The sequence below is a fragment of the Microcoleus sp. PH2017_35_SFW_U_B genome, from assembly GCF_020737865.1.
GTDB lineage: Bacteria > Cyanobacteriota > Cyanobacteriia > Cyanobacteriales > Microcoleaceae > Microcoleus.
In genome coordinates, this window is the sequence record NZ_JAEQDE010000058.1 from 23,611 (window position 1) to 38,477 (window position 14,867).

General features: G+C 44.2%; 13 protein-coding genes, 1 tRNA gene and 1 pseudogene. 7 read left to right on the forward strand and 8 right to left on the reverse strand.

Annotation, left to right across the window (positions count from 1 at the left end; genetic code table 11):
- Positions 1-326 precede the first annotated feature (326 nt).
- The gene (locus JGK36_RS16955; RefSeq protein WP_293193535.1) at positions 327-1,958 is read right to left on the reverse strand and encodes a polysaccharide biosynthesis protein; all 1,632 of its coding nucleotides are present in this window, start codon (positions 1,956-1,958) and stop codon (positions 327-329) included.
- A 570-nt stretch (positions 1,959-2,528) separates the two neighbouring features.
- On the opposite strand from JGK36_RS16955, the pseudogene JGK36_RS16960 reads away from it, so the two are divergent.
- Positions 2,529-3,575: pseudogene (locus tag JGK36_RS16960) on the forward strand (transposase); the annotation flags it as partial.
- 603 nt (positions 3,576-4,178) lie between these two features.
- A complete protein-coding gene (locus JGK36_RS16965) occupies positions 4,179-4,385 on the forward strand; it encodes a hypothetical protein (RefSeq protein ID WP_293182228.1) in 207 nt (68 codons plus the stop codon).
- Positions 4,386-4,476: 91 nt separating this feature from the next.
- Here the strand turns inward: JGK36_RS16965 and JGK36_RS16970 are convergent, their stop codons facing one another.
- From JGK36_RS16970 to JGK36_RS16980, 3 genes are all read right to left on the reverse strand, one after another.
- A complete protein-coding gene (locus JGK36_RS16970; RefSeq protein ID WP_293182230.1) occupies positions 4,477-5,541 on the reverse strand; it encodes a folate-binding protein in 1,065 nt (354 codons plus the stop codon).
- 169 nt (positions 5,542-5,710) lie between these two features.
- Entirely contained in the window at positions 5,711-6,109 is a 399-nt protein-coding gene (locus JGK36_RS16975; RefSeq protein ID WP_293182232.1) for a hypothetical protein, read from the reverse strand.
- A 284-nt stretch (positions 6,110-6,393) separates the two neighbouring features.
- Positions 6,394-6,465, reverse strand: a tRNA-Val gene (locus JGK36_RS16980).
- 71 nt (positions 6,466-6,536) lie between these two features.
- Here JGK36_RS16980 and JGK36_RS16985 point away from each other — a divergent pair.
- Both JGK36_RS16985 and mazG read left to right on the forward strand, forming a co-directional pair.
- Entirely contained in the window at positions 6,537-7,127 is a 591-nt protein-coding gene (locus JGK36_RS16985; RefSeq protein WP_293143470.1) for a metal-binding protein, read from the forward strand.
- 164 nt (positions 7,128-7,291) lie between these two features.
- Positions 7,292-8,119, forward strand: a complete 828-nt coding sequence (gene mazG / locus JGK36_RS16990; RefSeq protein ID WP_293197634.1) for a nucleoside triphosphate pyrophosphohydrolase — start codon at positions 7,292-7,294, stop codon at positions 8,117-8,119.
- Positions 8,120-8,228: 109 nt separating this feature from the next.
- On the opposite strand, the gene JGK36_RS16995 is transcribed toward mazG, so the two are convergent.
- Both JGK36_RS16995 and JGK36_RS17000 read right to left on the reverse strand, forming a co-directional pair.
- Positions 8,229-8,630 carry a helix-turn-helix transcriptional regulator gene (locus tag JGK36_RS16995; protein WP_293182236.1) on the reverse strand — a complete coding sequence of 134 codons (402 nt, stop codon included), beginning with the start codon at positions 8,628-8,630 and terminating at the stop codon, positions 8,229-8,231.
- 133 nt (positions 8,631-8,763) lie between these two features.
- On the reverse strand, positions 8,764-9,180 hold the full coding sequence (locus tag JGK36_RS17000) for a helix-turn-helix transcriptional regulator (protein ID WP_293182238.1): 417 nt from the start codon (positions 9,178-9,180) through the stop codon (positions 8,764-8,766).
- Positions 9,181-9,354: 174 nt separating this feature from the next.
- Here JGK36_RS17000 and JGK36_RS17005 point away from each other — a divergent pair, with 174 nt between their 5' ends.
- The gene (locus JGK36_RS17005; RefSeq protein ID WP_293201009.1) at positions 9,355-9,621 is read left to right on the forward strand and encodes a hypothetical protein; all 267 of its coding nucleotides are present in this window, start codon (positions 9,355-9,357) and stop codon (positions 9,619-9,621) included.
- Positions 9,622-9,927: 306 nt separating this feature from the next.
- On the opposite strand, the gene JGK36_RS17010 is transcribed toward JGK36_RS17005, so the two are convergent.
- Positions 9,928-10,413, reverse strand: coding sequence for an allophycocyanin subunit alpha-B (locus JGK36_RS17010; protein ID WP_293197638.1), 486 nt, complete (start codon positions 10,411-10,413; stop codon positions 9,928-9,930).
- Between the two features lie 829 nt (positions 10,414-11,242).
- Here JGK36_RS17010 and rlmD point away from each other — a divergent pair.
- Together rlmD and JGK36_RS17020 are read left to right on the forward strand one after the other, a co-directional pair.
- Positions 11,243-12,667, forward strand: coding sequence for a 23S rRNA (uracil(1939)-C(5))-methyltransferase RlmD (rlmD, locus tag JGK36_RS17015; RefSeq protein WP_293182242.1), 1,425 nt, complete (start codon positions 11,243-11,245; stop codon positions 12,665-12,667).
- 378 nt (positions 12,668-13,045) lie between these two features.
- Positions 13,046-13,354 (forward strand): DUF433 domain-containing protein, encoded by a 309-nt coding sequence (locus tag JGK36_RS17020; protein WP_293197640.1) that lies wholly within the window; start codon positions 13,046-13,048, stop codon positions 13,352-13,354.
- A gap of 490 nt (positions 13,355-13,844) precedes the next feature.
- Here the strand turns inward: JGK36_RS17020 and JGK36_RS17025 are convergent, their stop codons facing one another.
- The gene (locus JGK36_RS17025) at positions 13,845-14,648 is read right to left on the reverse strand and encodes a DUF4058 family protein (RefSeq protein ID WP_293197642.1); all 804 of its coding nucleotides are present in this window, start codon (positions 14,646-14,648) and stop codon (positions 13,845-13,847) included.
- Positions 14,649-14,867 lie beyond the last annotated feature (219 nt).

Genomic DNA, 14,867 nt, shown 5'->3' on the forward strand with positions numbered 1-14,867 from the left:
AGGCTTTAGCCCTCAGATAGCTGAGGTATGTTGTTGGGCTTTAGCCCTCAGATAGCTGAGGTATGTTGTTGGGCTTTAGCCCTCAGATAGCTGAGGTATGTTGTTGGGCTTTAGCCCTCAGATAGTGATTATATAGTAAGTGAAATCGCCTCAAAAACTTTATTTACAGTTATACCTCATCTTTCGCTCGAAATGCTATAAATCACTTAACTTAACCTCAAATAGGCCTAGAATTAAGAAACCCGGTATTTCAAAGAAACCGGGTTTGCGATGTTCTATTTTTAATCGACTAAAATCAACAAAGCCATCTCTAAACTATTTTCCAATTACGCTGCATCGTGGACAGGAGAAGGTTCAGATTTTTTTTTGGTGAAGTGTGCGGGGAGTACAGATTGTCTGACACATCTCGATATCGATCGCAAATATCCCACTTCTGCTTGAATAGAATCCAGCGTAGAAAGACTGTCAACTAACTGCTCAAATTCATCAGCAGTAATTCCGGCACCCTTCAAGACTTCTTCGTTGAGCCGCCCGTACATTCCTTGCAGCAGGAGTTCGATAATCTCCGTGTAGTCACCAATTTCTGTTCCGTAACCTTGCAATTTCTTGGGATTGACTCCCCACTGCAAAATCTTTAACAACTCTTGGGGGGAACTCCATGCAAAAGAGGAAGCAATAACTTCTTTTTCTGCTGCGACTAGAGCGTGCTTGATTTCCACTTCCGGTAAATCTGGAGTGTTGATTAAGTTTTCCAAGTTTGACACTTGTCCATCTAACACGCGCAAAGAAAAAGGAGCTAATTCTACAGTTACCATGTCGCCAGCATCATCAATGATTCTAAAAGGATCTTCCAGAACATTAATTAGCAGATGGATGTCTGTAGGCTTGCTCCAGTCAAACTGTCCGAGGAAAAATGGTTCTTCGTATCCCGGTAAAAGTCCTTGAAAATAAATCGGCAGATTTTTGCCTGATTCAAGAATTTTATAAAGAGCAACTTCCAAGGTTTCTGTCGGCCACCCGAGATTGCTGACTGCGACAATTTTCAGTTTTCCGGGAACGGAGACTACCAGAGCGTTCAGCAATAAATGTACGGCTTCGACAAGATTTTGAGCGGTGACGTAGCGGTGGGGAGCATGAACGTTGACAGTTTTACTTTGCTCTACTTTTTTGGACATTTGCTCGCAGAACAAGCTATTTTCCAACATATGAGTAAAGCGAACCATCCCGTAAGTGACGTTTCCTGCTTGAGCTGCTTTGGCAAATTGCCATTCGGCAAACTTTTTGGAGGCTGCGTAAACTTCGGTTGTAAAGTATCGAGATGTTTTGCCTGTGGAAGAGAAGATGCAGTCTGCTACGCCGTATTCTTCGCATAGCTGGATGACGTGTTTGCATCCTAACAGGCTGGTTGTAACTGTTTCTCGGATTTTGATTTCAGCTAGTCCGGGTTGGCGTTGGGCTGCTAGGTGAAAAACAATCTCTGGTTTTTCTACCTCAAATATATGTTTCAGTGCCTCCCAGTTGCGAATGTCAACCGCATAGAAAGTTACTTCACCTTCTTTGTTAAAATGCGGGAGAGTTTCTCCGGGGTTTTGACATCGGGCTTTGTCTGCGGAAATGATTTTGGTTGCGCCTAATTCGATGAGTTTTTCGATTAAGAAAGCGCCGACGCATCCTTCTCCCCCGGTTACGAGAATGGTTTTTCCTTTGATTTTGCTGTTGACTGCGGATGCCTGTAGGTGAATTGTACGATCGCGCACGTCGGTAAAAGGTTCGCTTTCTAGTTGTCCGTCGGCTTGATAGGCGGTGATTAGCTGTGCGGTGAGAGTTTTTAGGGCTGCTAGGATTTCAGGATCTTGGGGTTCCGGGGAACCTGGGGGAACTAACCGTTGGATGCGATCGATTATTTCGGCTTTGCTAGCACCTTCAAACACTTCTGAGGGGTTAATTACACTTTTCACTGTTGGCTCCTTGAGATTCTAGAAATACGGTTGCTGATAAGCGAGTTGTTAAACTGATTTTCGAGGGACAGAATCTTTTAAAGTCTGCTTAATTTTAAGATTTTTTAGACTGAAAGCGACTTGATGGGAAAGACACCCTATGGTAGAGATGCCCTATCGGCTCTCATACTTATTGCTTGTCTTCAGCCTACTTGTAGTTTTATTAAGCATTTCTTTACCTATTTATTTTGGCGATCGACCAAGTTGGAACACGATCTATCAAACATTTGTCTCTACAACTATAAACTTAAGTTGCTGGCTGTTGGCAATACTCAAAACATATCTTTACTATTTCTTTGCAATCACATACGAGTTTTGACGCAATTTTAAAGTTCATATAAAGTAGCGCAAGCGTTAAAACTCTTAACATTATATTTGACAGCGATTCCACAGCCTTTTACTACTCAAGCTATCTGTATGGCAGGTTACCAAATATAGCTAATGTTTCAGTAAATTAGGACTTACGCATTGACAAAATAACCAAATAGTGCATTGATAAAGAGGGAACATCTACGTGCCTGGTATCGGACAATCAGAAAAATAACTAAAACCTCGACAGCGCGATGCAATAAGGAGCTATACACCTTATTTTTACTCTCAGAACCCAAGTTTGGGGGGTGCAGTAGGCACTTCAGAGATATTGGGAGACGTTTCCCATGATAGTATTAATGGCTTTTTGGTGAGAGAGAGATATGAACCGTCAGATTTATTTTCGATAATAGAAAAGTTTATCAACTTAGAAGGAGGTATATTAAGTGTTGACGATACAGTCATATAAAAGCTGTATAGTGAACCAAAACATACAGAATTAATTAGCTATTTTTGGTCAGGTAAATACCATAAGCCGATCAGAGGATTAAACTTAATCACGCTATATTATAGTGACATCTATGGTAATTCAGTGCCAATCAATTACAGAATTTACGATAAAAGAGATGGAAAAACCAAAAACGATTATTTTAGATAAATGGTGAGGGAAATCACAGAATGGGGAGTACAACCAAGAATAGTAACGGGAGATAGTTGGTATTCAGGAGTAGAAAACTTAAAGTTTCTAAGAAACCAGAAACTGTTTTTTTATTCGGGATTTAAAAAAACAGAACCGTCTCTAATGAGCCGCACAAGTATTGCCAGGTAAGTAATTTAGAGATAGCAGATGAAGGATTAATAACTCATTTGAAAGAATTTGGATTTATAAAATTGTTTAGGAAAGACTTTAAAAAAGAAGACTCTAGACATTATATTTTATATCTGCCACAACTGTCCAAGCTGCAAGAAACAAGTCGAAGTGAATTTATCACAATTCACGATATACATTGGGGCATTGAAACTTTTCATAGAGGACTCAAACAAGTATAGCGGATCTAGCGAAAGATTCGCGGACGTTGTTGGGATGCGAGCCCTATACGTCTAAGCGGTTATACGATCTGCCAGTTATACCTCATCTTTTTGATTTGCTCACTTCACGCATTTATCAAATTGGAGTTGATGCGCTCTAAAAAGATAATTAGCAATTGGTATGAAGTCCAAAGGAATCTGTTCACTTTAGTTGTCCGTGATCCTATTTTGGCGAACCTTAGGCCCCGGAGTAGTGAACAAAATTTAACGGCAATTAATGAATTCAAAAATAGCCTGTCTCAAAAAATCAAAGCCTTGCTGAATAAAGCTCCTGACCAAGTAAAGAAATACAAAAGATTTCTGTTTTGGTGTAGTGACGAAACTCGATTAGGACTACATACAATTCAGAGACGAAGAATAACACTACGGGGTGTAAAACCCGTAGGAAAACATCAATGGAAATTTAAATGTTTCTGGCTTTACGGAGCAGTATATCCATCTACTGGACGAAGTTTTTTTGGGGAGTTTTCCCATTTAGATAAAGTTTGTTTTCAAGCATATTTGGAACAATTGTCGCTTGAATATCCCGATGAATTGCATATCATTCAAGTCGATAATGCTCCGGGTCATCTTTTAAGCACATCTGAATTGCCAGACAATATTATTTTACTATTTCAGCCTCCTCATTGTCTGTCAAGTAAATCCAACAGAAAGAGTGTGGGAATACATCAAAGAATTTTAAGCGAAAGTTAGTTTTTAGTAATCTTGACCAACTCCGCGTAAAAGTTCAGGAAATCTTAGCATCTTTAACGAATCATGTCATTGGTTTCTCACAGGATGGTCTTGGATTTTACATTATTTATCTCTAGCACATCTTTAAAAAAATGGTATTACGCGACAAAAAAGCAGGATATCGAAGCACTTGAATCACATCTGAAAGCTTATCGGGAAGGTTTTATTAAACATATTGAAACTTATTACAGCGACCCTGTAGAGCCGGATCCGCAGGTTAGTGAAGCTGTTTTAAGGGAGGGATATGTCATTATTTGATGTCCACTAAAACAGGCGCTCTGGGTTCGTAGTGAGGACTTCAGTCCTCTGATTTATGCGGACTGAAGTCCTCACTACGAAGCTATGCTGATTAATTTAAATAAGGTAGGTTTACTACTTCTCCGGCAATTTCTCCTAGCTGCACTTTCAGTCCTTCGCCTCCGGCTTTGGTGCGGATGTAAGCAAGTCCAAAATAGCCGGATTCGGTTTTGACAAAACTGGTGAGTTTGCCGACTTTTTCTTCTCCAATTGTGATGACTGTTCCGGGCTCAACGGGGCCGCTCAATTGCACGCCCCAAAGTTCTTGTTTGACTCCTTGGTAGGTGTTCAACCGGGCAATTGTTTCTTGGCCGATGTAGCAGCCTTTGTCATAAGTAATTGTGTGTAAAAGGCGGGCTTCTAGGGGGTTGTAATCGTCTGTGAGTTCAAAATCGGGTGCGGGGCGTCCTTGTTCGATTCTCAGTTGTTCCCAAATTCGATCGCCCATTGGTACGGCCCCAGCTTTAACTAACTCAGTCCACAAGCGGGCTGCGTCGCTGGCTGGCGCAATTAACGTGTATCCAGGAGTTGCTAAACCGCTACCAACAGCAACTCGAACCTCCCCTTCATCCGCCGAAAGAGGGGGGGTTTTTATCGATTTGTGAGTAGCGTAGGATTGATTGTCTAGTTCGGTAACTCCGAGTTTTTCTAGTAGTTGAGTGCTTTCGGGGCCGAGGAGACTGAAAGCAACGGTTGTATCGGTTATATCTGTTAATTCTACGCGATCCATTGGGAAAATATAGCGATCGAGCAATTCGAGCAATTGGCGGCGGCGGTTGGCTGAAACTAGCAATATTACAGCATCTTCTGTAGCATAGGCGGTGGCGAGGTCGATCGTCCTAGCTGTGGATGTGACGAACACGGTGTCACAACCTTGACCGGGTTTGAGTATGTTAAAGTTATTGGTACTTTGATTGTGCAAGAACCGCAGGCGATCGCTATCGGAGATTTGAATGCGTCCCCAGTGAGTGCGATCGCACAAAGCCACACCTTGTTTAGTTGCTGCGATGGCGGCACCGTCGTTACCAAAACTGATAGGGACTGTTTCTGTGGTTGCTAACTCTGCAAAAGTAGCGCCTGCTGCGGCTTGAATGTCGTGCAATTCTTGAATTAGCATAGGATTTGAGATTTAAGCTTTCAGCGTGTATTGAATTATTAATGCTTGGTTTTGAGTTTGCGATCGCACTCACAGGCCGAGAAACCGGGTTTTTTTCATAATCTTCTGGCTGTAACGCGTTTGTCCTGAAAAAACCCGGTTTCTAACTACCCATGACAACTGTCAACTGTCAACTGTCAACTGTCAACTGACTCAAATTAGCAAAAACTTCTTGTATTAATTGACTCGCTTTGGCATCAAGACGATTCCAGTCTACATCGCCAGTGTCCTCGTCAATTAAAAAAGTGTCAATTACAACTTCCTGGCTTTGCATTTGAGTGTGGGCCCGCTGGTAGTTGACAAAGCAGACTCGATAGCAAAGTTCCCAAATATCGACGGATCTGTGCTCGCCTTGATGCTCTAAAATTAGTTGATAGCCGGGAATCGGAACCTGCACTTCTTGATAAGTTCCTGTCCAGACTGACTCCTCTAGTTGTTTGCGGATGTTGTCTAGCACTCGGATCATCGCCGGCTGCATGAGAAGTTCAGCTTGTTTCCAGGCGATCGGGCTAGTTATTTTAGGCTTCATATATCTGACGATGTTAAAAAGGAAAATCAATCAATAGATTAATTTTCCAGCATTGGGTGTCAACTTGTGGGACATCCGCCACAAAATGTTAAGTTTGGTCGATCGGACATCTGGCACCATTCCCAATAAGTTTTTTTAACAACAGGCTGTCCGGCCTATTCCACAAGACATTAAATTTCTTCTTGTGGAACAGGCATCTTGCCTGTTGCCAAGCAAAGGCACAGAGCGAAGGTGTTAAAACTTCCAGCCCTTGGAAACAGTGGAAACAGCTTTTCAATTGGATATGGGCGATGTAGGATTTGAACCTACGGCATCCTGCGTGTAAAGCAGGCGCTCTACCACTGAGCTAATCGCCCAATTGCGCTTACAGGGACTTATCATATCACAGTATCCCAGAAAGATCAACTAAAAAAATCATAAACTTTTAATGCCCTCTGGCCGCACGCACGATCGAATCACCCTATGGTGTTTGCCCCTGGTGGCAGGCGTCACCTTTGGCCATACTCAAAACAGCAACCTGACTTTGCTCGTTTCCGGCAGCTTCTTAGTCGGCGGACTGATGTTTGGCCCGGATTTAGATATTTACTCATGTCAGTATCAGCGCTGGGGATGGTTCAAATTTATTTGGCTTCCCTACCAAAAAAGCCTGCGCCACCGCTCTTTTTTGTCCCACGGGCCTCTGATCGGCACGGCTTTGCGAATCTTGTACCTCGCTACCTGGATCGCCGTTATAGGAGTCTTGGGATTGACGATCGCCGAAAAAATTGGCAACTTAGCCGGAAATTGGCAGGAAGCGGTTTTGGGTTACGGTCGATCGCTCTTGGAACACTATATCGAATTTATAGCCATCTACGTCGGTCTGGAATTGGGCGCGATGAGCCACTATCTTAGCGATTGGGGCGGTTCTGCTTACAAACAGTTCAAAAAGAAAGGATTGAGCGGGTTGCACCCTCCGAAGACTATTAAGAGGCGCAAAAGCAAATCTCCCCGCCGCACGTCTAGCAAATCTAAGAGGTGAACAAGTAAATCCACCTAATAAAATGTAAAATATCGCTCGCGATCGAGCTGGCTGTCTATGTATTCCTTCTTCCTTCTTCCTTCTTCCTTCTTCCTTCTTCCTTCTTCCTTCTTCCTTCTTCCTTCTTCCTTCTTCCTTCTTCCTTCTACTTAAGGTAAATTCTAATGTCTAATTCCCACAGTCGATCGCTCGTAGCACTCGAAAACCTGATAGAAGTTGTGGCCTCATTGCGATCGCCCGACGGCGGATGTCCTTGGGATTTAGCCCAAACTCCCGAAACTCTGATTCCGCACATCATCGAAGAAGCCTATGAAACCGCCGACGCGATTCGTAAAGGAGACAAAAGTGCGATCGTTGAAGAATTGGGCGACTTATTATTACAGGTAATTTTGCAAGCTCAAATTGCCAGCGAATCCGAACAATTTACCTTCGCCGAAGTCGCTGCGGGAATCACGGAAAAACTGATTCGGCGTCATCCCCACGTCTTCGGAGATGTAGAAATTAACAGTGTCGATGAAGTTAACGAAAATTGGGAAAAAATCAAAGCAGCAGAAAAGGGCATAACTGCGGAAAAGCCACCAACTTTAGCCTCAAAAATGAGCCGTTATGCTAGCACTTTGCCACCAATTACTGCCGCTGCAAAAATCTCTCAAAAAGCTGCGGAGGTGAGTTTTGATTGGGACAGTGTAGACGGCGTTTGGGATAAGTTTCACGAGGAAATGGCGGAATTTGAACACGCTCTCAAACACGAGGATAAGGCCGCGCAGCAGTCGGAATTGGGAGATATTATGTTTGTGTTGATTCAATTGGCTCGCTGGTACGATTTAGATGCGTCGGCTGCTTTGCAGGGAACGAACGATCGCTTCGTACAGCGGTTTGCTAAAGTTGAGGCTGCGTGCGATCGACCTTTATCCGATTATCCGCCCGAAGAGTTAGACGCTTTGTGGGAACAAGCTAAGGCTTTACTGGCGAAGCAAAAGGGCCCGCAGTAAGCTAGTCATCAATATTATGCCCAAGAACAGGCAAGATGCCTATTCCACAATTACTCAATATTGCTCTTGTGGGGTGGGCACGCGAGCCCGCCCAAAAAAGCTGATTCACCTACTCGTAGAGCTTCGCATCGTTGTAAGGCGGATGTTCGCAAGCGATATAGAGAGCGTTTGTCGGTTCCAGGGGTTGATTTGTCACAGGATCGATCGGCTTTAGGACAAAGCATAACAGGGAGAGCGATCGCCAATCCAAGCTTTCTAACTTCCCTCTTTCGTAGCGGCTAACAGTCGCATTACTTATACCGACATCTTTTGGTACAGGTTCTCCGGCTGTCCGAAACAAAGCCGCCTCATATTCTTTTGTCACCATTTCTGTTTCAATAATCGACCAACCTCGAAGCTCTCTACCTGCTTTCAGAAGCTTTCCCAGTCTACCGCGTCCCGTATCGGTAAATCGCACAGGACGCAGCTTTTCCTGCTCGACTACAGCCTTAAAGTCAAGAAATCCCGGCATTTTACAGTCCTATAGAATGTCATAAACTAAAAATCACATAAGAACTAACCCAAGCCCCAAGTTGAGGAGTTAGGAGCTCTGTAGCAACAAGCTAAAGCTTTAATTGCTAAGCAAAAGGGTGGGAAAAAGCAAGTTAACAGTCGGTAATCTCCTCGTAAAGCTTCGCGTCGTTGTACGGCGAGTGTTCGCACGCGATATATAGAGCATTTGCCGGTTCGAGGGGTTGATTTGTCACAGGATCGATCGGCTTTAGGACAAAACACAACAGAGATAATGAGCGCCAGTCTAGATTATCCAACTTCCCGCGTTCGTAACGGTTGACTGTGGCGGCACTGATACCGACATCTTTGGGTACGGGTTGATTTGTGGCGATGAACAGCGCCTCTTCGTACCCCCTTGTTTTGAACTGTGTTTCGCTAACAGACCAACCTTTTGTCTGTCTTGCAGCCTTTAACATCTTACCCAAACGCATCCGCCCCGTCTCCGTGAAGCGAACGGGACGCAATTCCTGCCGGTTATCTACCACAGCGTTGTTAGAGAGTGCTGACATTTTTTCCACCTAGATTAACTCTCAAACTAGCACAGCATCAATGATTGAGGGTTGTACGGGCAACATTTGAGCTTAAATTAATTTTTGTTGCACAAGTGAGATAAGAGTCTGAGATAGAGTAATATGTAATTAAGTCTAAACAGAACTTGCCTCTCAAGCCCTGAGTATACAGCCATGACAGCACTATTTCGCCGCATCGGGCCCTCGAAAAAGCTCCGTATCACCGCCCGATCGATCGCCAAATTCCTGAAAATAAGTCAAAATCTGATTAAGCGAGTCGAATCCTGGGCTTACGTAGTGCCGCAAGTTGGAAGAATGGCAAAATGCGATCGCCCATCAAATCCAAACCTGCCCCACACTTGGACAACTCTCGCAACTCAAAACATCAATTCAGCACGACAGTCGGAAATTCAACAAACAATATCTCCAAAAAACTATTGACTTTTTAATTGAAATGTGCATAGAAAGACAAGACATTTTAGAAATCTGGGAAAGCTCAAGCTGCATTGCTTCCTAGCAGAAATTAGGCAGATTTTCTAAACTTAAGAACCGCATCCGACGGTGAGGACGCTGTTAATTGCTCAAACCATTGCCTTCGATTCTGTCAACTGTCAACTGTCAACTGTCAACTGTCAACTGTCAACTGTCAACAGAAGCGAAACATTTGCGAGCAATGGCGAGATAAAATTACCCCAAAAATCACCCGCGAATGTTCCGCCACATCCATGAAAAAAATCGCCTCTTCAATTAAGACATTGCTTGAGCGATATAATCAAAATAAGGAGCAGCTTCCTTAGCATCATCTTGATTGAGCAGAGACAAAGAAGCTTCCTTCAAACAGCGGATAGCTTCCACCATGCCAGGAACAGGAACGCCCAGAGAATTGTACATTTCCCGAACGCCAATCAAACCGATGCTTTCGATCGGTTCCTTGTCACCGGCCAAGATACCGTAGGTAATCAGGCGCAAATACCAGCCGTAATCGCGCAGACACAAAGCCCGTTCGCGCTGGCCGTAAGCATTGCCCCCTGGGGAGATAAAATCAGGGCGTTTTTTCCAAAGTTTTTTGCTAGCTTCTTCAACAATTTTTTTCTCACTGTCAGACAACGCAGTAGCAATACGCACCCGCTGTTCTCCCGTCTTAAAAAAATCATTGATGCTTTGGAGTTCGCCGGTACTGGGATAACGAAGTTCGTCATCGGCTTGGAGAATAAATTGGCTAACTACGCTCATTGTTATTCAAAATTTGAGGATATTTGAGGAAAAGATTCATTGACATTCTCATCTGTTAAAGATGAGATTCTTGCTTCGGCGACTTACCTTGCTGCTAACATTAATCGATCTTAGAAGCAGGCGGTCAACCTCCGCAAGCGTTATGCTTAGTGAGTGACGCTCCTACACGAACCGCAAGCGGTATGTTGTAGGCATCTGAGTCCGGTCAAGGATATCAAGATCTTCCTTCAAGGTACTCCAATCGTTTCCCTCTACGGCGTTTTATAGTGAGGAACACGTCCCGCCCCACTTGTCACATCAAAACTTTTGACTTAGACCCAGATTGTTATTCTTTGATCTAAGCTATGAGTATTTTACCGCAATTATTACTGCGGAGTGCTTGCTCGTCTCGTCGCCACCCTCCATTACTGGTTGGCTACGCTCAACATCGCTTGGAGGGTCGCTCATATCCTCGCGCGTCTTTCATCCCAACCCAAATCAAAGATTATGGGCTGGGGATTCTCGCCTGTCTAGCTAAGCTAGTTTCCTTGTGTCCCAAGGTACTCTGGGAAAAATTCAAAAACTGCGATCGAGAGTTTGGATGTCGGCAGACATTTAGACTGTTTCACGAGTTTTGGCCCATCAAGCCCCAATAGCATATCGCACAGGCTCGATCGAGGACAATGTTGTCTAACGCAAGCTTTGGCTGTAGCAGAAAGGGGTTCGGAAGCAGGAAGACTGCCTGCACTTGAGCTTGAGTGCGATGGCTTGCGCCTCGCTTCGCTACGACTCATCTCAAACAAGAGAGAGCGATATTGCATTACCATATTAAATCCTACCACGACTACTTGTGACCAAATCTAAATTCCCCACCCGAAACTCGACGAAAGTGGCAAACCCTTGCCAGCAAGGTCAACTGATTGAGATAGAGATTACCGACTTGGCAGACACCGGAGACGGAGTTGGTCGTTTTGGTGAGTTAGTGGTGTTTGTCCCCGATACCGTCACGGGCGATCGCATCCTCGTGCGCCTCGTGCAAGTCAAATCCAGCTATGCTAAAGGCAAGTTGGACACACTTCTGGAAGCATCAGAACACCGCATCCGAGCCAACTGCATTGTCGCCGACAAATGCGGTGGCTGTCAGTGGCAGCACGTAGATTATGAATATCAGCTTGCAGCCAAGCAAAATCAAATAATTCAAGCCTTAGAAAGAATTGGCGGATTTAACGATGTGCAAGTCGATCAAATCTTAACGGGAAAAATCGAAGGATTTCCCCAATTTTTGGGATACCGCAACAAAGCGACTTATCCGGTAGCAATTTCTGTAACTGGTCAAGTGCAAGCAGGTTACTATCAAAAAAGCACCCACAAATTAGTCAATCTAAATCAGTGTCCGGTGCAAGATCCGCGCCTCAATCCTTTGTTGAAAGAAGTCAAAGAAGACATTCACTGGCGGGATTGGCCAGTCTATGACGAAAAGCAACATACAGGAGAATTGCGTCATTTGTCCTTGCGAATCGGACGGCGCACGGGAGAAATGTTGCTAACTTTAATAGTTCGCACCGGAGAGTTGCCGGGAATTGAAGCACAAGCTGCTGAGTGGCTGAAACAATATCCTCAACTTGTAGGTGTTTGTTTAAATGTGAATGCAGCTCAAACAAATGTGATATTTGGTGCAGAAACTCGCTGCATTGCTGGCCAGTCTTATCTGCGAGAAAAGTTTGCGGGTTTGAATTTTCAGCTAAAGGCAGATACTTTCTTCCAGGTAAACACAGAGGCTGCTGAGGCCTTGTTGCAGGTGATTGTCGGGGAGTTGAATTTGCACGGAAGCGAGGTTTTGGTTGACGCTTACTGCGGAATTGGGACTTTTACTTTACCGCTGGCAAAACAAGTCAAAATAGCGATCGGTTTAGAAGTGCAACCTACTGCGATCGAGCAAGCCAGATTAAATGCTGAATTAAATGACTTGAAAAATGTCGATTTTCAGGTGGGAACTGTAGAGAGTTTGCTGCCTGCTTTGGGATTGACACCGGATATTGTGCTGCTCGATCCGCCGAGGAAAGGGTGCGATCGCGCGGTGTTGGAAACAATCAAGGAAATCAAACCAAATCGCATTGTTTATGTTAGCTGCAAGCCTGCGACTTTGGCTCGCGACTTGAAGATTTTGTGCGAAAACGGGGATTATAAGTTAGCGCGGGTGCAGCCTGCGGATTTCTTTCCTCAGACTTCTCATGTTGAGTGTGTGGCGTTTTTGGTGAAGCTACCCCCTGTATGATTTGGGGATTGAAATCGCTGCTTGTCAAACGAAGTCCGCGAAGGCGGACTAAGAGATTGTAGCAAATTCGGGTTTTTTACACTAGACCTCTTGCAAAAGTCCTTTTAATCAAATTTTGGGACGGGCTAGAAGCCCATCCCACAAGAAAAAAAGATTTTTGTGGGATGGGCTTCTAGCCCGTCCTAACTATTTTTGCAAGAAGTCTAATATCCGCAGTCCTGGACGCACATACTTTATATGTAGGGTGTGCAGTGCGTACCTTAGTCTGGCGATCGCTTTTTGCGGATAAAAGGGCGATCGGCTTCTTTAATTCTTTTCATTTTGGTTGAGTGTTATAATATTTATGCTAAGCTCCTGTAGAGATAGATACAAAAAGCAATGACATCAGCTTTAATTTATCCTCATATCGAGAAAGTAGCGGGTCAACCGGCACGGTTGCAGCGGATACCGCGCGTGCGGGTTGCTCAGATTGTGATGGATTATCTAGCTTACGGTTGGTCAGTGGAGGAAATGTGCCGCCAGCATCCTTATTTGATGCAGTCCGAAGCCCATGCAGCAATGGCTTATTACTTCGACTTTCAAGCAGAAATCGATCGGGAAATTCGGATTGAATGGGAGCAGGTACAACAGGAAAAATCTCTGCTTTCGCCTTCACCATTTTTCGTGAGAATGCGAGCTAAGGAATAGAAATTAAATAATTTACACATATTTGTGGGATGGGCGTCCCGCCCGTCTTTTCTGGACGGGCGGGACGCCCATCCCACAATAATTAAAATTGTGGGGTTGTTGTAATACCAATTTCATAAAGTAGCACTAGGGTGCATCTCACTTTTGAAGAGGGCGAAGCATGACCGCATATAAATTATCAGTTATCATCCCATATTTTCTGCGGTCATGCTTCGCCCCTACGGATGTATTCGCCTTGCCTGAGATGCACCCGTAGCACTAGATATTACCCCCCACCCCCCCGCGATTTCGGGGGGGCTAAGACTTCATCCATAGCACATCTTTATAAAAATGGTATAAGTGGCAATTTTTCTGTATATAATATAGACGTTGATTAATATTAATAAGGTAAAATAGAATGGGTGCATCTCAGTTTTGTATTTGTAGTGCTGTCCCCGCTCGCACTGTAGAAAAACATCCTTTTTGTGAAAATGAGATGCTCCCAATAGGATTAATTATCTCGCAGTCCAGTTGCTTGTAAAAGTTCCTTTGCCCAAACCAACTTTTGTTCTGACAGGGACGGTATCGGATCTCGATTATAATCGATTCGATAATCATAACCCGCGCGATCGTAAACACCTGCGAACAATTCGGGTAAGTTAACAATAGGTTCTACATCTTCCTCGCGCAAGGGAAGTAGAAATACAGGTAGAGAATCGCCCAGATCAAAGGCATAAAGTTCGGCAAGGGGACGGCGATTGCTGCGACTGACTAAAACGCGGTAATCGCTTTGAATAGAATTGTTAAGTACGGGCATAGGTTCCCCTTTTCGCAGCAAGTCGATTTCAACTAAATGGGTTAAGCTACCTAAAATACTTTGGCGTTTTTTGAGGTAAGTAATTCTGCCATCTCCACTGCGTTTGTTGACTGGAGAAAGAATTTCAATTGCGGTGACAACTTGTCTAGTTGCCATTTCTCGTACTTCTAGGTAAGTCTGTTTAATTTTTTCAGGGGCTGGCACTTTGACGGTAGTGGGAACTGTGAGGGTGGCAATGGCAACTGAACCAGTAGGAATATCGGGGGGATTGGGTTGGCGTTTGATGGCTACATCGGGGATACCTACTAAAAGTGAGTCATCATTATTGTCATTGGTGTCGTCAATTTGATAGATACGTTTTTCAATGGCGATCTCATATTTGGGGCGAATTTGGGGGACTAAGGATTCCGCAATCAGAGAAATTAACCAATGGTGAGTTTCCTGCCAGAAATCAGGGTGTTCTAAGTAGGGGTCGATGCCGGGAAAGGGTGAGGGCATAGGACTGCTTTGCGATTTGTTGATTTTAAAATCATTTTAGCACTGGGTTAATTTTGCGACAAGGGCGATGTTTTTGGGAAGAAAAGGCCGATCGCGCTAAGCTACTTTAGGGGCAAATTTCGACTTTGACAGTCATGCTTACTCGATCGAGCTTTACAATCAGAAGGTCAACTGAAAACTGCCCAATTTTAGCTTGAGTTAGAGTATTAATTTGGTCGC